Consider the following 17,682-nt stretch of genomic DNA (forward strand, 5'->3'; position numbering starts at 1 on the left):
CGACCCTCGGTGCGGTAGCGGGCAGAACGCAAAAGGCATCCCGGAGAAACCCGACGCATGGATTCGTCAGCCAACTCTTTGATCAACCCCGACGCCCGCATGGGCCTCGCCGGCGCGCAGCCTGGCGCCGGCGCGGCCGGTGCCGGCCAGGCCGGCGGCGCAGCAGACCTCGGCGGCCTGGGAAGCAACCTCGGCGGCAACTTCGGTCAGCGCCTGTCAGGCCTCGCGCAAATGCGCGGCAACCCGCGCGCTCCGCTGATATTCGCGGTGGCGCTGCTGGTCGCCGTGGTGGCAGGGCTGTTCCTGTGGTCGCGGGCGCCGGGCTACAAGGTGCTCTACAGCAACCTGTCGGACCGCGACGGCGGCGCCATCATCACGGCGCTGCAGGCCGCCAACATCCCCTACAAGTTCTCCGACGCCGGCGGCGCGATCCTCGTGCCGGCCGAACAGGTGCATGAAATGCGTCTGCGTCTGGCCTCGCAAGGCTTGCCCAAGAGCGGCTCGGTCGGCTTCGAACTGATGGACAACCAGAAGTTCGGCATCAGCCAGTTCGCCGAACAGATCAACTATCAGCGCGCGCTGGAAGGCGAACTGGAGCGCACGATCGAATCGATTTCGTCGGTGAAGTCGGCGCGCGTGCATCTGGCGATTCCGAAGCCGTCCGTGTTCGTGCGCGACAAGGAAGCGCCGTCCGCCTCCGTGCTGGTGAACCTCTACCCCGGCCGCGCGCTCGACGAAGGCCAGGTGATGGCGATCACGCACATGGTGTCGTCGGCGGTGCCGGATATGCCGGTGAAGGGCGTGACCATCCTCGACCAGGACGGCAACCTGTTGACGCAGCCGTCCACCGGCAGCGGGCTCGACGCCTCGCAACTGAAGTATCGCCAGCAGATCGAGCGCAGCACCCAGCAGCGTATCGACGCGATCCTGGCGCCCCTGTTCGGCTCAGGCAACGCGCATTCACAGGTCAGCGCCGATATCGACTTCTCGCACAGCGAGCAGACCTCGGAAAACTACGGCCCGAACGGCAACCCGCAACAGGCGGCGATCCGCAGCCAGCAATCGAGCACCGCCACCGAAATGTCACAGGGCGGCGCGTCGGGCGTGCCGGGCGCGCTGTCGAACCAGCCGCCGCAACCGGCTTCGGCGCCCATCAACGCGCCGGCTGGCGCGAGCGGCGTGACGACCACGCCGGTCAGCGACCGCAAGGACTCGACCACCAACTACGAACTCGACAAGACGGTGCGCCATCTCGAACAACCGATGGGCGGCATCAAGCGTCTGTCGGTGGCGGTGGTGGTGAACTACCTGCGCGTGGTCGACGGCAAGGGTCACGCCACGATGCAGCCGGTCACCGCCGACAAGCTCGCGCAGGTCAATCAGCTCGTGAAGGACGCGATGGGCTTCGACCAGGCGCGCGGCGACTCGGTCAACGTGGTCAACAGCCCGTTCAGCACCGGACTCGACCCGAACGCCGACCTGCCGTGGTGGCGCACCCCGGACATGATCGCGCTCGCCAAGCAGATCGCCACGTATCTCGGCATCGGCGCGGTCGCCCTGTTCCTCTACTTCGTGATGGTGAAGCCGGCGCTGCGCCGCGCTTTCCCGCCGCCGGAGCCGGTTGCCGCCGCGGCGCTGGCGTCGCCGGACGAACCGATCCTGCTGGATGGCATTCCCGCCGCCGAGCGCGCGGGCGCGATTGGCAGCTCGGTCGCCGAACTGGAAACCGACAGCGAACTGCTCGCGCTCGAAAGCGCCAAGCACAAATATGAGCGGAACCTGGAATTCGCGCGCAGCATTGCGCGCCAGGATCCGAAGATCGTTGCAACCGTCGTGAAAAATTGGGTGTCCGATGAGCGCTGAAGGCGTAATGAAGAGCGCGCTCCTGCTGATGTCGATCGGCGAGGAAGAAGCCGCGCAGGTGTTCAAGTTCCTCGGGCCGCGTGAAGTCCAGAAGATCGGCGTCGCGATGGCCGCACTGAAGAGCGTGACCCGCGAGCAGGTCGACGAAGTCCTGCAGGAGTTCGTGCGCGAGGCCGAGCAGCACACCGGCATGTCGCTGGATTCGAACGAGTACATCCGTTCGGTGCTGACCAAGGCGCTTGGCGACGACAAGGCCGGCGCGATCATCGACCGCATTCTGCAAGGCAGCGATACCAGCGGTATCGAGGGCCTGAAGTGGATGGATTCCGCGGCGGTCGCCGAACTCATCAAGAACGAGCATCCGCAGATCATCGCGACGATTCTCGTTCACCTGGACCGCGATCAGGCGTCGGAAATCGTCGCCTGCTTCACGGAACGGCTGCGCAACGACGTGCTGCTGCGGATCGCGACGCTCGACGGCATCCAGCCGGCCGCGCTGCGCGAGCTCGACGACGTGCTCACCGGCCTCCTGTCCGGCAGCGACAACCTCAAGCGCAGCCCGATGGGCGGCATCCGCACGGCGGCGGAAATTCTTAACTTCATGTCGAGCAACCATGAAGAAGGCGTTATCGAGAACGTTCGTCAGTACGACGCGGAACTTGCGCAGAAGATCATTGATCAGATGTTTGTGTTCGAGAACCTGCTCGATCTGGAAGACCGCGCGATCCAGCTGTTGCTGAAGGAAGTCGAGTCCGAGGCGTTGATCATCTCGCTGAAGGGCGCGCCGCCCGCGCTGCGCCAGAAGTTCCTGTCGAACATGTCGCAGCGTGCTGCCGAACTGCTCGCCGAAGACCTCGACGCGCGCGGTCCGGTGCGCGTCTCCGAAGTCGAGACGCAGCAACGCCGCATCCTGCAGATTGTGCGCAACCTGGCCGAAGGCGGCCAGATCGTTCTAGGCGGCAAGGCCGAAGATGCATATGTCTGATCAGAACTCCGCAGCGAAGGAACGCCTCTCGGCCTACCAGCGCTGGGAGATGGCCTCGTTCGATCCGGTGCCGCCGGCACCGCCCGAACCCGAAGTCGACGACGGCGCGTTCGAAGCCGAACTCGAACGCCTGCGCGACGCCGCGCATGCGCAGGGCATTGCGTCCGGTCACGTGGCCGGTCAGGCGCTCGGCTATCAGGCCGGTTACGAGCAGGGTCACGCGCAAGGTTTCGAGCAGGGCCAGAGCGAAGCGCGCGAAGAAGCGGCACGGCTCGCGGCGCTGGCCGAAACGTTCAAGGCAGCGCTCGACGGCGCTCAAGGTGCGATTTCGGAGACGCTGGTCGCGCTCGCACTCGACATCGCGCAACAGGTGGTGCGCCAGCATGTACAGCACGATCCGACCGCACTGATCGCCGCCGCGCGTGAAGTGCTCTCCGCCGAGCCCACGCTGGTCGGCGCGCCGGCTTTGATCGTGAGTCCCGCCGATCTGCCGGTGGTCGAAGCCTATCTGATGGAAGAGTTGCAAACGCGCGGCTGGACCGTGCGTACCGATCCGGCGGTGGAGCGCGGCGGCTGCCGCGCGCAAGCCAACACCGGCGAAGTGGACGCCGGCATCGACACGCGCTGGGAGCGCGTGGCTGCCGCCCTCGGCAAGGTGAGCACATGGTGAAGCCGACGCTCGAAGAAATCCGCGCCAGCGACCTGACGCCGCTCGAACGTGAACTGGCGCTGGCGTCGTTCGGCGCTGAAGCGCTTGCGGAAGAACCGGCGGCGGTGACCCCCGCTGCGGCTGCGGTCGCGGCAATCGAAGCCGCCTTGCGCGATCCGGCGCATGCCCATCCGGCGACGGGCGCCGCAGCGAGCCGCGTTGCCGCCTCCGCGAGCCCCGCTTCCGCCGCTATCGCTCACCCGCCTTACGATCCCGCGCTCGACAGCAATCCGCACATGCAAGCGTGGCGCGGCCGCCTCGACGCATTGCGCGCACGCAACGCGATCGCCAAGCCGATGCGCGCCTGCGGACGTCTCACGCGCGCCGCCGGCCTCGTGCTCGAAGCCGTCGGCCTGCGCCTCTCCGTGGGCGCCGAAGTGATGATCGAGCTGCCGCAAGGCAGCTCGCTGCCGATGGCCGAAGCCGAAGTGGTCGGCTTCTCCGGCGACAAACTGTTTCTGATGCCGACCACCGAAGTGATCGGCCTTCTCCCCGGCGCGCGCGTTTTTCCGCTGGAAAGCGCGCCGATCGCCGATCCGATGGCGGGCGCCAAGCGCCTGCCGGTCGGTTGGGAATTGCTCGGCCGTGTGCTGGATGCGTCCGGCCGTCCGCTCGACGGACTCGGCCCGCTCGGCGCGCATGCCGACGCCCCGCTGTCCGCGCCGGTCATCAATCCGCTGAACCGCGAACCAATTCACAAGGTGCTCGACGTCGGCGTGCGCGCGATCAACGCGTTGCTGACCGTGGGCCGTGGCCAACGCATGGGGCTGTTCGCCGGTTCGGGCGTCGGTAAATCGGTCCTGCTCGGTACGATGGCGCGCTACACCAGCGCCGAAGTGATCGTGATCGGCCTGATCGGCGAACGCGGCCGCGAAGTGAAGGAATTCATCGAACAGATTCTCGGCGAGGAAGGCCTGGCGCGCTCCGTGGTGATCGCCGCTCCGGCCGACGTCTCGCCGCTGCTGCGCATGCAGGCCGCATCGTATTCGACCTCGCTCGCCGAATATTTCCGCGACCAGGGCAAGCACGTGCTGCTGCTGATGGACTCGCTGACCCGTTACGCGATGGCGCAGCGCGAGATCGCGCTCGCCGTGGGCGAGCCGCCCGCCACCAAGGGCTATCCGCCTTCGGTGTTCGCCAAGCTGCCGGCGCTCGTCGAGCGCACCGGCAACGGCCCGGCGGGCGGCGGCTCGATCACCGCGTTCTATACGGTGCTGACTGAAGGCGACGACCAGCAGGACCCGATCGCCGATTCGGCGCGGGCGATTCTGGACGGCCACATCGTACTGTCGCGCTCGCTGGCTGAAGCGGGTCACTATCCGGCCATCGACATCGAAGCGTCGATTAGCCGGGCAATGACCGCGCTGATCGACGATAACCATCTGGACAAGACGCGTATGTTCAAGCAGATGCTGTCGCGCTACCAGCGCAACCGCGATCTGATCAACGTCGGCGCGTATTCGAGCGGGCGCGACGCGCTGCTCGACCGCGCCATCGCGCTGTATCCGCGGATGGAAGCATTTTTGCAGCAAGGTTTTCGCGAGTGCGCGAACTTTGAACCGAGTCTCGAGATGCTGGACGCGCTGTTTGCCCAAGGAGGCTGACGATGGCGAAACATTTTCCGATCAAGACACTTATCGGCCTTGCGCAGGACGATGTGGATGCCGCCGCGCAACGTCTGGGTCGCGCGCAGCGCGAGCGCAACGACGTGCAGTCGCAGCTCGACGCCCTCGTCCAATACCGCGACGAATATCACGCGCGCTTCACGGCAACGGCCCAGACCGGCATGCCCGCGGGCAACATGCGCAATTTCCAGGCATTCATCGACACGCTCGACGCCGCCATCGAGCAGCAGCGCAACCTGCTGGTGACGGCCAATGCGCGCGTCGAGGCCGCCAAGCCCGACTGGCAGCGTCAGAAGCAGAAGCTCGGCTCGTACGAAGTGCTGCAGGCGCGCGGCGAAGCAGCCGAAGCCAAAACCACGGCGCGGCGCGATCAGCGCGACGCCGACGAACACGCCGCCCGGATTCTGAGGATGCGCGCCGAAGGCGCGTGACGTGCATCAGCCGCACGGGCGCCGTCTCGATTGACTGAACACCTCGTTTGACCGATTGACAGGATTCCCTATGTCGCTTCTTTCACAGATTGGCTCGCTGCTCGGCTCCGCCAGCAGCACGTCGACCAGCGCGGCCACGGCCGCTGCGGCGAACGCCAAACCGTTCTCCCAAACCTTGCAGCAGAGCATCGACCAGCAGAACAGCGCGGCTGCGCTGAGCGCAAGCCAGCAGCAGCAGGCCGCGACGTCTTCTGGATCGTCGTCGTCGAGCGTACACGACGCGCCGCCGCCGGCCGACCCCGCACCAAAGAGCGCGGACGACGCAAGCAGCAAGGACACCGGCAAGCCGACGAACTCGGCATCGTCCGCGGCTTCGTCGGGCAACACGCAACAGGCTTCGACCGACAAGACGAACGCCACGCCGGCGAAAACCGGCAACACGACGAGCCAGACCGACGCGGGCACCGCGGCGGCAGCGGCTGCCGCTCAAGCCCAGGCTCAGGCACAGGCCCAAGCTCAGGCCGACGCGAACAATGCCCATACGCCGTCCACAACTGACCCGGCTACGGCCTTGACCGACGCTGCGACCGCGCAGCCTGGCACGACCACCGACGCCACGACCGGCGGCACGCCGGGCAAGAAAACCACCGCCACCGATCCAAAGTCATTGCAAGACGTGTTGCAGGCGGCGCTGGCCGCGTTGGCGAACGGCCAGGGCGTTCCCGCGCAAGCATTGGCGAGCGGCGCGGCCGCGAACGCCGCGACCTCGGCAAACGGCTTGGCCGGCACGAACGCAGGGCTGAAGGAAACCGCCGACGGCAAGGCCTTGGCAGCCGGGCTGTTCGGCGACGGCAAGGGCTCGACCGCATCGAAAACTGCCATGACGACGGCGACGACCGTAGCCGACCCATCCGCTGCGGCAAAAGCGGCGGTCGACACATTGACGGCAACGGCAGCCGGAGGCACGCAAGCCGGCGATATGGCGTCCTTCAAGAGCGCAACGGATGCCGCAACAGCGGCGCTAGCCGCCTCGCAGGCTGCGGCGAGCGCAGCGAGCACGACGGCGGCCGTCCAGACCACAGGCAACGCCGGCGCGGCGGAGGCGGCGAATACATTGTCACCGCAGGTCGGCACGACCGACTGGGAAGACGCGTTGAGTCAGAAGGTGGTGTTCTTATCGAATGCGCATTCACAGAGTGCCGAGCTGACGTTGAACCCGAAGGATCTGGGGCCGCTACAGGTTGTCTTGCAGGTTGCCGATAACCATGCACATGCGTTGTTCGTATCGCAGCACCAGTCCGTGCGTGAAGCTGTCGAAGCCGCGCTGCCGAAGTTACGCGAGGCGATGGAATCCAACGGCATTGGCTTGGGAAGCGCGAGCGTCAGCGACGGCTTTGCGCGCCAGAGCGGCCAGCAGCAGAACGCCGACACCGGCCGTTCCGGCGGCCGCTCGAGCGGCGCGAGCGGATCATTCGGTGGCGGCAGCAGCACGGACGCGATCGACACGACGGTGAACGTCCCGGTGCGCCGCACGGTAGGCCTAGTCGACACATTCGCGTGATCTTCACGCCAAGTCAGCGGCGCCGCGCACAAGCGGCACCCTGATTTGCAGACGATTTGAGATCGGCGCCCTCCAAAGGGCGCCGATTGCGTCTAGCGGCGGACAAATACCGCGACGGCGCGCGAAGCGCCGCCGGAAGAATGACTGCCTTGTCACTCACGTCGAGTGCGCGAGAGCACGGATTCCAGATGCGCCACAAGCGCGACTGCGCGAGGGTCCCGCTTATGAGCTAGCGGTGTGAAGCGGCTTTCTTTGCCTACTTTCTTTGCTGCGGCAAAGAAAGTAGGTGCCGCCCCGCACAGGGGCAACGCTAATAGACCACGAAGAATTCAAGGAAAGGCCAAGAAAGCAAAAACAAGAGATAACCCGCAATCCCCCTTCTTTTCGACCCATCGCGCCGCAGGCAAATCAACAACAATCCCTATCACCAGCACTAACGGCAGGAAAAGCAAACCTCATGGCAACCACGACCGCACCTCAACAAGCCGCGCCGGCATCCCCTGGCCCGATGAAGCGCATCATCCTGATCGTGCTGATCGCAATCATTGCAGCAGGCGCAGCAGGCGCGGGCGTCTGGTTCTTCATGTCGAAGCGGCACCCGACAGCAGCGTCGGCTGAAGCAGCACCGCCACCGGCTCCAGCACCGCTATTCTTCCCGCTGGAATCAATGACCGTGAACCTGCAATCAGACGACGGCCAACAGCACTTCCTGCGCATCGGCCTGACACTAAAACTCGCCGACGCAAAAACCCAGCAAGAACTGACCGACCACATGCCGGAAGTGCGCAGCCGCATCCTGCTCGCACTCTCGAACAAGCACCCTGACGAACTCGCGCCGCTCGAAGGCAAGCGCGCCCTCGCCACGGAACTGCGCACGCTGATCGAGCAACCGACCGACAAGGGCGCAGCGCCGATCCATGTCCAGGACGTGCTGTTCACCGAATTCGTCGTGCAGTGACGTCGGTCGTGACGTTAATCAGCGCTGCCATCATCAACCGCCACGGGACGCACGAGGAATAAGGAATGGGCCACGAAGAGTTCATGTCCCAGGAGGAGGTCGATGCCCTCCTCAAGGGCGTAACCGGCGAGTCCGATTCGGAAGCCGAGCAGACCGATCGTGTGGGCGTTCGCTCATACAACATCGCGACGCAGGAACGCATCGTCCGCGGCCGGATGCCCGGCCTGGAAATCATCAACGACCGCTTCGCGCGCCTCTTGCGTGTGGGTATTTTCAACTTCATGCGGCGCTCGGCGGAAATCTCCGTCGGCCCGGTGAAGGTGCAGAAGTACAGCGAATTCACCCGCAACCTGCCAATCCCGACCAACCTGAACCTGGTCCATGTGAAGCCGTTGCGCGGCACCTCGCTGTTCGTGTTCGATCCGAACCTGGTGTTCTTCGTGGTCGACAACCTGTTCGGCGGCGACGGGCGTTTCCATACCCGCGTCGAAGGGCGCGACTTCACGCAGACCGAGCAGCGCATCATCAACAAGCTGCTGAATCTGGTGTTCGACAACTACGCGGCGTCGTGGAAAAGCGTGCGTCCGCTGCAGTTCGAATACGTGCGCTCGGAAATGCACACGCAGTTCGCCAACGTGGCGACGCCGAACGAAATCGTCATCGTCACGCAGTTCTCGATCGAGTTCGGCTCGACGGGCGGCACGCTGCATATTTGCATGCCGTACTCGATGATCGAACCGATCCGCGACATCCTCTCGTCGCCGATCCAGGGCGAGGCGCTCGAAGTCGACCGCCGCTGGGTCCGCGTGCTGTCGCAGCAGGTGCAGGCGGCGGAAGTGGAACTGACGGCCGACCTCGCGCAGGTGCCGATCACGTTCGAACAGATCCTGAACATGCGCAAAGGCGATGTTCTGCCGATCAACATTCCCGAACACATCACGGCGAAAGTCGATGGTGTGCCGGTGATGGAATGCGGCTACGGAATTTTCAATGGTCAGTATGCGTTGCGGGTCCAGAAGATGATCAGCGCAGCCGAAACGATGAAGGAAGGTGGATATGAGTGACCTGAACGCAAAGACTGAGGCCGAACTGGCCGCTGCCGCGCCGCAAGTCGCGGCCGACGCAGCCGCTGCCGAAGACGAAGCGGCGATGGCGGACTGGGCAAGCGCACTGGCCGAGCAGAACGACAATTCGGAAGTCAGCGCGACGACAGCGGGCGTGTTCCAGCCGCTGTCGAAAGTCGAGCCGACCACGACGCGCAACGACATCGACATGATCCTGGACATTCCTGTTCAGATGACCGTCGAGCTCGGCCGCACCAAGATCGCGATCCGCAACCTGCTGCAGCTCGCGCAGGGTTCGGTGGTGGAACTGGACGGCATGGCCGGCGAACCGATGGACGTGCTGGTGAACGGCTGCCTGATCGCACAGGGCGAAGTGGTGGTGGTGAACGACAAGTTCGGCATCCGTCTGACCGACATCATTACGCCGTCCGAACGTATCCGGAAGTTGAATCGATGAAATGCGTTGCCGGCCGCGCCGTGTCGCGCACTGTTCTGAATCGCGCTGCACGGGTGGCGAACGTCGTGGCTGCCGCCTTATGGGCGTCAGCTTCGCTGGTCGCGCTGCTCGCAACGCCCGTTGCTCAGGCAGCAGACATGAATGCGGTCAACAACGCGGCGAAGATCGCCTCGGGCGTCGGTGCGGGTTCTGCTGTTCCGGCGCTCGGCGTCGGTGCGGTGCTGCAAACCATCGTCGGGCTGCTGGTCGTGATCGGGCTGGTATTCGGTTGTGCATGGCTCGCTCGCCGCTTCGGCTTGCAGCCGGCGAACCGCGGCGGTCTCGTGAAGACTATCGGCGGCGCTTCGCTCGGCGGCAAGGAGCGGGTCGCGGTGGTCGAGATCGGCGATACGTGGCTCGTACTCGGCACGGCGCCCGGCAACGTCCGTCTGCTTCACACGATGCCGGCAGGTACGGCTGCCCTCGATCCGCTCGGCGCCACGCAACCCGCTCCGGCAGGCACGCCGGCACCGGGCACGGCACTGCCGGGCACCTTCGGCCAACGGTTTCGCGACGCTTTGAAAGGCGAAATGGGCAAACGTTTCAACGGGCAAGGCGGCGGGGTTCGGTAATGCAGTTCAGTCTTTCTTCGGCGCGTCACGCGCAATCCGCTCGCATGTCCAGCACCACTTCGAAAGTGATTTCGGCCGTGCGCCGCGCGGCACCTGTCGCCCCGATCGCACTAGCGGCGCTGATGCTCGCGCTGCCGACCTTGGCGGCCGCGCAGACCGCCGGCTTGCCGGCCTTCAACACGAGCCCTGGCCCGAACGGCGGCACGACCTACTCGCTGAGCGTGCAGACGATGCTGCTGCTCACGATGCTGTCGTTCCTGCCGGCCATGGTGCTGATGATGACCAGCTTCACGCGCATCATCATCGTGCTCTCGCTGCTGCGCCAGGCGCTCGGCACGAGCACGACGCCGCCTAACCAGGTGCTGGTCGGACTCGCGCTGTTCCTCACGTTGTTCGTGATGTCGCCCGTGCTCGACAAGGCCTATACCGACGGCTACAAACCGTTCTCCGATGGCACGATGCCGATGGAGACCGCCGTCAACCGCGGCCTCGCTCCGTTCAAGACATTCATGCTGCGCCAGACCCGCGAAAGCGATCTCGCGCTGTTCGCCCGCATCTCGCACGCCGCGCCGATGCAAGGTCCGGAAGACGTGCCCCTGTCGCTGCTGGTGCCATCGTTCGTGACGAGCGAACTGAAAACCGGCTTCCAGATCGGCTTCACGATTTTCATCCCGTTCCTCATCATCGACATGGTGGTGGCGAGCGTGCTGATGTCGATGGGTATGATGATGGTGTCGCCCGCGACCATCTCGCTGCCGTTCAAATTGATGTTGTTCGTGCTGGTGGATGGCTGGCAGTTGCTGCTCGGCTCGCTTGCACAGAGCTTCGTTTAGCGCGCGCTCTAACCGCGCCCATGCCCTTCACGCTTCCGGTCCCAACGCCATGAATCAAGAATCCGTCATGACGCTCGCGCACCAGGCCATGTATATCGGCCTGCTGCTCGCCGCGCCGTTGCTGCTGGTCGCGCTGGTGGTCGGTCTGGTGGTGAGCCTGTTCCAGGCCGCCACGCAGATCAACGAAAGCACGCTGTCGTTCATTCCGAAACTGCTCGCGATCGCCGTCACGATGGTGATCGCCGGTCCGTGGATGCTGACGACCATGCTCGACTATCTGCGCCAGACGCTCACCAACATTCCGACGCTCGTCAACTGAGCGGCGCGGGTTTTCACCTTCCTCTCACCTTCCCTTCCGACTCGCGATGTTTTCCGTCACCTACGCGCAACTGAACGCCTGGCTCACCGCGTTCCTGTGGCCGTTCGTGCGCATCCTCGCGCTAGTCGCCACCGCGCCGGTGCTCGGCAACCGCTCGCTGCCGATCCGCGTGAAGATCAGCCTCGCGGCGTTCATCACGATCATCGTCGCGCCCACGCTCGGCGCGCTGCCGCAAGTCACGGTGTTTTCCGCCGAAGGCGTGTGGATCATCGTCAACCAGTTCCTGATCGGCATCGCGCTCGGCATGACCATGCAGATCGTGTTTCAGGCGATCAGCGCGACGGGCGACTTTGTCGGCCTCGGCATGGGACTCGGCTTTGCGACCTTCTTCGATTCGCAGGCGGCCAGTTCGAGCCAGGTGCTGTCGAGCTACATGAACACCATCGCCATGCTGGTGTTTCTGGTGATCGACGGCCATTTGCAGATGATCAGCGCGCTGCTCGCCACCTTCCAGTCGGTGCCGGTGTCGGCGAACATACTCGGCGCGCCCGGCTGGCGCACGCTGGCGAACTTTGGCAGTACGGTGTTTTCAGCGGGGCTGCTGTTGTCGCTGCCGGTGGTCGCCGCGCTCCTCATCACCAATCTCTCGCTCGGCATTCTGAATCGCGCCGCGCCGCAGATCGGCGTGTTCCAGATCGGCTTCCCGCTAACCATGCTGATCGGCATGCTGCTTCTGCAACTGATGGTCCCGAACATGATCCCGTTCTTCGTACGGCTCTTCGATGTCGGCCTGGATCAGATGGGGCGGGTGGCGGCGGGGTTCAGGTAGCCAGGTATTGGCTATGGACGCTACGTGGCGTTTGCGTCGATACATTCCAGCGAGTGGTGAATCTTTATGGCCGCCCCGAGCCGGCATTTCTTCGCGCGCAATCCGAAGGGAAGTGACTCGCTTTGCGCGTGGTACTTCATTCGCGCCCGCACTAGCGGTATAGGTAGCCGCCTCAGGTCGCGACTTCCACGCCTCCGGCAAAAATCGACTGTCTACGACGCCTGTCTGGCCCACATCAGACATCGACAAATCATTACAAGAATGTCCATCTTTTCGGACTTGTCGGATACCTAATCTCTCTGCTATTCGCCGAAATGGATTTCGGAATAGGTGTGCTCAGCCTCGGCACACAATTCCGTACATGTTGCTCATTCCATACGGGAGACATTGAGAATGCCGGGACACGAGAAGAACAAAACGACGTATCTTTTTGCAAACATCGGTGAGCCAGAGTACGGGCGCGCTTGCATCGACGGAGACGAGATCCATGCGTAAGGCGCTCGTGGTGCAAGGCAGCCCGACAACCACAGGCGGCCTCGTCATTGGTGGTTCGGCCACTCACATGACGGACCACGGCAAACCGTTCGCGCTAGACGGCGACGAAGCAACGTGCGGCAAGTGCGAAGGCGTGTTCAGGATAGTCGGCACGGCTACGCGCCGGTGCTACAGAGGACAGCCCGGCGTTGTCGAAGGCGATCCGGTGTTGTGTCCATGCGGACTCAACTATGTGATGGCCGGCCTTAATCCGGGCTGTTTCTACTGGACCGACGACATCGCTGTAGCGGCGAGCGCTGTCGCATCCACTATCGACAATGCGTCGCGGGGGACAGGCATCTATGACGAACAGGTGTGCGGCGCAACGACGGTGGCGAACCTCGAAGGCTATCCGTACTTCATCGAGTCGGCTGAGGGCCGGACTTTTTCAGGGCGACTTGGTAAAGACGGCCTCCTGCCACGTGTCCGCACCGATGCGGCCGCCCACTACAAAGTGTATTGGGGCGACGATGCCCTTGCGAGACAGGAAGGAGTCTGAACAATGCCGAATAAAATGACCGTGGTAAAAACCAATTCGACGCCGAATTCGGTCATGGAAGTGCAATTGAAGGCACTGACTTTTCAGGAGTTATGGGATAACTATCCATCGGGCGACCCTTACGATAACCCGGCCTATCGCGATCAATGCGCTATTCGGATGAGCGTGACATTTCATCGGAGCGGCATCGATATGAAGTCATTCTCACAGAAATTGGTTAAGCCGCTCGCCGGGCAGTCATCCATTGGCCGGATAATGCTTGATGGCAGAGCCACTGCGACGCGGGCCGACGAATTGGGCGAGTGGTTGCAACTACGTCCGTTTGCAGGACTTCCGAGGGCGGAAGATATAACGGGTGCCAATTGGGAATCAAAGGTCAAGGGCCGCACCGGCATCATCCAATTTTCGCGGTACTGGACGCGCAACGGCGAAAGCGCAGGCAACGCAAGCGGTGGGCACATCGATTTATGGAACGGTTCACGACTGACGATCAGCGGCTTTTTCGACGGCGTAGCGACTATTGGGCGTTACGCGGGTATTCAGTCATTTCGGCAGGGGGCAAACGTAGCCTCGGAGCTGAGTTACTCCGATCTACGGGACTCAAAATCAATCCTGTTCTGGGAGATTAAGTGAAGCGCTTTGGTGTCGCCTTGATCGGTTCTTTTTGCGGTCTGTTCCTGACATGGGCATGTTTATATGCGCTCAGCCACACTCCCTGGTTACATCGTTCCAATGAGTCCATAGCTGGATGCCACGAACTTGGTAAATGTGCTGTCCCGTGGCGGGACGCGGTGCTTCTTCTCGCATACCTGTTGGGGCCGGCAGTGCTCCTGGGTCTTGTCAATGCAGTCGCATGGAAGCATTGGTCCGCCTTGAAATGGGCCGGTTGGTTTTTTGGCATAACAATCTTGACGGTCGCGCTATATGCGACCGATTACAGCTCGGCGGCCTTTTAACCTCTTTTCATAGCTTGGGCCGGCGCAAGCCTGATCGACTTAGCTTGAGGCGCAGTATGTTGCCGAAGATGTCTACGCGATAGCACATCGCTTCTGCGTTCGGTATGGCGTAGTGGCGGCTGCGCACGCAAAAAGAAGAAGGGCGGAACCGGCTCACACCGGCTTCCGCCCTTCTCCGTTTCAGACTGCTCGTGCTATCAGTTCAGGTACTGGAACAGCGAGATGTTCTGAATCTTCGCGAACGCCTGCTGCGCCGCCTGCAGTGCGGCCTGCGTCATCGTGTACTTGCCGATCGTCTTGACCATGTCGGTCTGCGTCAGATCCGCGAGGTTGCTCGACGTCTGCAACGTGTTGGTCTGCGTGACCGTCTGCAGTGCCTGCACTTCCTGCTCGCGGCCGCCCACGGCCGCCTGCGCCGTCACGACGTTGTTCATCGTGTTCTCGAGCTGGGTCATGCTGGTGGTCAGCGCGCTCTGGAAGCTCGCCGTCGACGCGCCGCCCGACACCGGCGTTTGCAGCGTGGTGATCAACTGGCTCAGGTTGGCGAACACATCCATGCTGCCTTGCGTGGCCGGCGTCACCGTGAAGCTGTCGCCCGCGTTCGGCGCGCCGGTGATCGACACCGACTGGCCGCCAAGCGTGATCGCCGACCCGGCCGTGAACGCCTGCGGCGCGCTCGTGGTCACCGCGCCGGTAGCCGGATCGGTCTGGCTCACGGTATAGGTGGTCGCCGACGAGAAGTTGATCGAAAACTTGTCGGCGTTGGTCGGATTGGTCGGATTGGTCAGGCTCACCTGACTGATCACGCCCGTGCCGGTGTTGCCGGTCGTCGCGGCCGGCACGGCGCTGGTGCCGATCGGCGCAACGCTGCCGAAGATCGCAATGCCGTTGTCGCCGGTCTGCACCACGTGCGAATCCGTAACCTGCACGCCCGGCGTGCCGGTGTCGCCTGAATAGGTCACAACGCCGGCCGAATTCGTGGTGTACGGCTGCGCGCTGCTTTGATAACCGGCGAACAGGTAGTTGCCTTGCGGATCCGTCGAATTCGCGAGCGTCATCAACTGGCTGCGCAAGCTTTGCAGTTGCGTCGCGATCGAACCGCGGTCGCCGTCGTTCAGCGAACCATCGCCGGCGCGCAGCACCAGTGTATGAATGGTTTGCAGCACGGTATTGACGCTGCCGAGCGTGGTGTCTTCCTGTTGCAGCGAAGCGAGCGCGGTGCCCTGATTGGTCGTGTATTGCGACAGGGTCGTGGCCGTCGAGCTCAACTGCACAGCCTGCGCCGCGCCGAGCGGATTGTCCGACGGCGTGGAGAGGCTCACGCCGCTCGAAATCTCGGCATACAACTGCGACAACTGAGCTTGCTGATCGCTCATCGTCGCGACGTTCATGTTGAAGTACTGCGTGCTGGAGATGCGCATTGTCAACGCCTCACTGGAAGATGCCGAGTATCGTCTGGAACAGGGTCTGCGCGGTCTGGATGACCTTGCTGTTGGCCTGATACAGCTGCTGATACTGAAGCAGGTTGGCTGCTTCTTCGTTGATGTTCACGCCCGACACCGACTGCTGCGCGGTGGTGATCTGCGTCACCAGCGAGCTTTGCGCCGTGCTCGACGTCTGAATCTGGTTGGTCTGGTTGCCGATATTGTTGACGTAGTTCGCATACGCGCCCGTCAGCGTGACCGTGCCGCCCGACAGCGCTTTCGCGCTGGACAGGTTCGACAGCGCGAGCGCGTTGCGGCCGTCGTTGGTCGCGCCGGTGTTCGGGCCGATGGTGAACTTGTCGCCGGCAGCCGGCGCGCCGCTGATCGTCACCGAAACATTGTTCATCTGGCCGGCGGTCGCGTTGTTGATCGTCAGCGAGGCGCCGGTGGCCGACGAATACGGCACCACGGTCGCCGCGCTGGCGATCGTGTACGTGGTGGCGGGGGAACCGGCCACCGTCACCGTCGAACCGACCGGGAAGCCGGACAGCCCCGTGCCGTCGTACGAGAGCGTGGTGGTCGAATTCGGCATGGTGTAGCCGGCCGTTACCGTGCCCTGCGTGATCGCGCCGGTGCCGGTGTTGCTCGACGCGGCGGCGCCCAGCACGGGCGCGGCGGCGGCGATCGCCGATGCGTCGGTGGTGGCGGTCGCGAAGCTGTTGAGCGCGCCCCGGGTCGGCTCGACCGTGAACGAGTCGCCGGCGTTCATCGTGCCGGTGGTCGAGAAATTCAGGCCATTGATCGGCTGGCTCAGGTTGGTCGCCGAACCGACCACGCTGCCCGTCGAATTGTCGGTCAGCGTGTAGGTGGTGCCGTTGTAGGCCAGCGTGTAGTCGCCGGTGGTCGGTTGCGCGGCGTTCGCGAACGACACGTTCAGCGACGCATTGCCGGTGTTCTGCGTGTTCGCATAGACGGTCGGGCCGCCCACCGAGAACAGCGCGCCACCTTTGGCGCCCGCGAGCGTGATCCCCAGCCCGTTTTGCGCGTTGACCTGCGCGGAGAAGCTCACGGCGATCGCGCCGAGTTGTGCCTCACCCGGATCGAGCGTCTGGCTGCGGAACGCGAGCAGACCGCCGAGCGTGCCGCCGTCGATCTTGCTGTCGGGCAGATTCTGCGGCGCGGCCGCCGGATTCGCACCCGCCTGGCCGAGATACTGAACGGACAATTCGCTGGTGTCGCCGGTCGAAGGCGCCGTGCCCAGGTTGTAGCTGTTGTTGGAGGACACCAGCGGCTGGCCGTTGCTCATGAAGACGCTGTAGCTGCCGTTGCTGTTCACCACGTTCACGCCGATCAGTTGCGACAGATTCGACACGGCGAGATCGCGCTGATCCAACAGCTGATTCGGCGGCTGACCTTGCGTACTGGCCTGAGTGATCTGACCGTTCAACTGCGCGATCTGCTGCGTGTAGCTGTTGATCTGCGAAACGGTGTTGGTGAGCTGCGTGTTGACGCTCTGGCGCAACGCGTCGTATTGCTGACCCGCCGCGTTGATCTGGTTCGCCAGCGTCTGCGCGCCGCTCATCGCGGTCTGACGCGTGGCCAGGCTCGACGCATTGTTCGAGACGTTCTGCAAGCCGGTGAAGTAGCTGGTGATCGCGCTCGCAATCCCGGCGGTCGGGCTGCCGATCAGATTGTTCAGTTGCGAGATCAACGTGTTGTACGTCGACAGCGAGCTGCCCGAGCTCTGCGCGTTGTTCAGCTCAGTGGTCAGGTATTGGCTGTACTGGCGCGTCACGGTCGTGGTCGAGACGCCTTGCGGCAGATACCCCGAGCCCGTGTACTGGCCGCCGCTTTCCGCATACACCGGTGTTTCGATGGTGTAGCCGGGCGTCGACGCGTTGCTGATGTTCTGGCCGGTCGTCGTGAGTCCCCACTGGGCTGCGTTCAGTCCACTGAGGCCGAGATTGATGAGATTGGACATGCGTCATCCTGAAGGGCGACACCGTACACGTGCCGCCGCGTTA

17 protein-coding genes are annotated in these 17,682 nt (G+C 63.7%); 15 read left to right on the forward strand and 2 right to left on the reverse strand.

Going from position 1 to position 17,682, the window contains the following annotated elements; all coding sequences use genetic code 11:
* Positions 1-57: 57 nt before the first annotated feature.
* From fliF to B0G81_RS24900, 15 genes are all read left to right on the forward strand, one after another.
* Positions 58-1,863, forward strand: coding sequence for a flagellar basal-body MS-ring/collar protein FliF (fliF, locus tag B0G81_RS24830; protein ID WP_134138615.1), 1,806 nt, complete (start codon positions 58-60; stop codon positions 1,861-1,863).
* Positions 1,853-2,848 (forward strand): flagellar motor switch protein FliG, encoded by a 996-nt coding sequence (fliG, locus tag B0G81_RS24835; protein WP_007179928.1) that lies wholly within the window; start codon positions 1,853-1,855, stop codon positions 2,846-2,848. Before fliF ends, fliG begins: the two co-directional genes overlap by 11 nt.
* Positions 2,835-3,518: a flagellar assembly protein FliH gene (gene fliH, locus B0G81_RS24840; RefSeq protein WP_181196671.1), complete on the forward strand. Its 684-nt coding sequence runs from the start codon at positions 2,835-2,837 to the stop codon at positions 3,516-3,518. The genes fliG and fliH overlap by 14 nt, the downstream gene beginning before the upstream one ends.
* Positions 3,512-5,161: a flagellar protein export ATPase FliI gene (gene fliI, locus B0G81_RS24845; RefSeq protein WP_134138616.1), complete on the forward strand. Its 1,650-nt coding sequence runs from the start codon at positions 3,512-3,514 to the stop codon at positions 5,159-5,161. The genes fliH and fliI overlap by 7 nt, the downstream gene beginning before the upstream one ends.
* 2 nt (positions 5,162-5,163) lie before the next feature.
* Positions 5,164-5,613, forward strand: a complete 450-nt coding sequence (fliJ, locus tag B0G81_RS24850) for a flagellar export protein FliJ (protein ID WP_106284820.1) — start codon at positions 5,164-5,166, stop codon at positions 5,611-5,613.
* 70 nt (positions 5,614-5,683) lie between these two features.
* The gene (locus B0G81_RS24855; RefSeq protein ID WP_134138617.1) at positions 5,684-7,174 is read left to right on the forward strand and encodes a flagellar hook-length control protein FliK; all 1,491 of its coding nucleotides are present in this window, start codon (positions 5,684-5,686) and stop codon (positions 7,172-7,174) included.
* 457 nt (positions 7,175-7,631) lie between these two features.
* Positions 7,632-8,132, forward strand: coding sequence for a flagellar basal body-associated protein FliL (fliL, locus tag B0G81_RS24860; protein ID WP_134143201.1), 501 nt, complete (start codon positions 7,632-7,634; stop codon positions 8,130-8,132).
* Positions 8,133-8,197: 65 nt separating this feature from the next.
* Complete coding sequence (gene fliM / locus B0G81_RS24865) at positions 8,198-9,196, forward strand: flagellar motor switch protein FliM (protein WP_106284817.1); 999 nt, start codon at positions 8,198-8,200, stop codon at positions 9,194-9,196.
* Positions 9,189-9,653, forward strand: a complete 465-nt coding sequence (fliN, locus tag B0G81_RS24870) for a flagellar motor switch protein FliN (RefSeq protein ID WP_106284816.1) — start codon at positions 9,189-9,191, stop codon at positions 9,651-9,653. The genes fliM and fliN overlap by 8 nt, the downstream gene beginning before the upstream one ends.
* The gene (fliO, locus tag B0G81_RS24875; protein ID WP_134138618.1) at positions 9,650-10,264 is read left to right on the forward strand and encodes a flagellar biosynthetic protein FliO; all 615 of its coding nucleotides are present in this window, start codon (positions 9,650-9,652) and stop codon (positions 10,262-10,264) included. The genes fliN and fliO overlap by 4 nt, the downstream gene beginning before the upstream one ends.
* A gap of 44 nt (positions 10,265-10,308) precedes the next feature.
* The gene (fliP, locus tag B0G81_RS24880) at positions 10,309-11,097 is read left to right on the forward strand and encodes a flagellar type III secretion system pore protein FliP (protein WP_134138619.1); all 789 of its coding nucleotides are present in this window, start codon (positions 10,309-10,311) and stop codon (positions 11,095-11,097) included.
* A gap of 49 nt (positions 11,098-11,146) precedes the next feature.
* Entirely contained in the window at positions 11,147-11,416 is a 270-nt protein-coding gene (gene fliQ, locus B0G81_RS24885; protein WP_116118502.1) for a flagellar biosynthesis protein FliQ, read from the forward strand.
* A gap of 46 nt (positions 11,417-11,462) precedes the next feature.
* Positions 11,463-12,245, forward strand: a complete 783-nt coding sequence (gene fliR, locus B0G81_RS24890; protein ID WP_134138620.1) for a flagellar biosynthetic protein FliR — start codon at positions 11,463-11,465, stop codon at positions 12,243-12,245.
* A gap of 487 nt (positions 12,246-12,732) precedes the next feature.
* On the forward strand, positions 12,733-13,278 hold the full coding sequence (locus B0G81_RS24895) for a PAAR domain-containing protein (RefSeq protein ID WP_134138621.1): 546 nt from the start codon (positions 12,733-12,735) through the stop codon (positions 13,276-13,278).
* A 3-nt stretch (positions 13,279-13,281) separates the two neighbouring features.
* The gene (locus tag B0G81_RS24900; protein ID WP_134138622.1) at positions 13,282-13,911 is read left to right on the forward strand and encodes a type VI secretion system amidase effector protein Tae4; all 630 of its coding nucleotides are present in this window, start codon (positions 13,282-13,284) and stop codon (positions 13,909-13,911) included.
* A 520-nt stretch (positions 13,912-14,431) separates the two neighbouring features.
* Here the strand turns inward: B0G81_RS24900 and flgL are convergent.
* Entirely contained in the window at positions 14,432-15,655 is a 1,224-nt protein-coding gene (flgL, locus tag B0G81_RS24905; protein ID WP_116118506.1) for a flagellar hook-associated protein FlgL, read from the reverse strand.
* A gap of 10 nt (positions 15,656-15,665) precedes the next feature.
* Positions 15,666-17,639, reverse strand: a complete 1,974-nt coding sequence (flgK, locus tag B0G81_RS24910) for a flagellar hook-associated protein FlgK (RefSeq protein ID WP_134138623.1) — start codon at positions 17,637-17,639, stop codon at positions 15,666-15,668.
* Positions 17,640-17,682 lie beyond the last annotated feature (43 nt).

The sequence above is a fragment of the Paraburkholderia sp. BL6665CI2N2 genome (genome assembly GCF_004366535.1).
GTDB lineage: Bacteria > Pseudomonadota > Gammaproteobacteria > Burkholderiales > Burkholderiaceae > Paraburkholderia.

Coding starts and splice junctions, on each gene's coding strand:
- fliF (WP_134138615.1), top strand. CDS start 58: ATGGATTCGTCAGCCAACTCTTTGATCAACCCCGACGCCCGCATGGGC.
- fliG (WP_007179928.1), top strand. CDS start 1,853: ATGAGCGCTGAAGGCGTAATGAAGAGCGCGCTCCTGCTGATGTCGATC.
- fliH (WP_181196671.1), top strand. CDS start 2,835: ATGCATATGTCTGATCAGAACTCCGCAGCGAAGGAACGCCTCTCGGCC.
- fliI (WP_134138616.1), top strand. CDS start 3,512: ATGGTGAAGCCGACGCTCGAAGAAATCCGCGCCAGCGACCTGACGCCG.
- fliJ (WP_106284820.1), top strand. CDS start 5,164: ATGGCGAAACATTTTCCGATCAAGACACTTATCGGCCTTGCGCAGGAC.
- B0G81_RS24855 (WP_134138617.1), top strand. CDS start 5,684: ATGTCGCTTCTTTCACAGATTGGCTCGCTGCTCGGCTCCGCCAGCAGC.
- fliL (WP_134143201.1), top strand. CDS start 7,632: ATGGCAACCACGACCGCACCTCAACAAGCCGCGCCGGCATCCCCTGGC.
- fliM (WP_106284817.1), top strand. CDS start 8,198: ATGGGCCACGAAGAGTTCATGTCCCAGGAGGAGGTCGATGCCCTCCTC.
- fliN (WP_106284816.1), top strand. CDS start 9,189: ATGAGTGACCTGAACGCAAAGACTGAGGCCGAACTGGCCGCTGCCGCG.
- fliO (WP_134138618.1), top strand. CDS start 9,650: ATGAAATGCGTTGCCGGCCGCGCCGTGTCGCGCACTGTTCTGAATCGC.
- fliP (WP_134138619.1), top strand. CDS start 10,309: ATGTCCAGCACCACTTCGAAAGTGATTTCGGCCGTGCGCCGCGCGGCA.
- fliQ (WP_116118502.1), top strand. CDS start 11,147: ATGAATCAAGAATCCGTCATGACGCTCGCGCACCAGGCCATGTATATC.
- fliR (WP_134138620.1), top strand. CDS start 11,463: ATGTTTTCCGTCACCTACGCGCAACTGAACGCCTGGCTCACCGCGTTC.
- B0G81_RS24895 (WP_134138621.1), top strand. CDS start 12,733: ATGCGTAAGGCGCTCGTGGTGCAAGGCAGCCCGACAACCACAGGCGGC.
- B0G81_RS24900 (WP_134138622.1), top strand. CDS start 13,282: ATGCCGAATAAAATGACCGTGGTAAAAACCAATTCGACGCCGAATTCG.
- flgL (WP_116118506.1), bottom strand. CDS start 15,655: ATGCGCATCTCCAGCACGCAGTACTTCAACATGAACGTCGCGACGATG.
- flgK (WP_134138623.1), bottom strand. CDS start 17,639: ATGTCCAATCTCATCAATCTCGGCCTCAGTGGACTGAACGCAGCCCAG.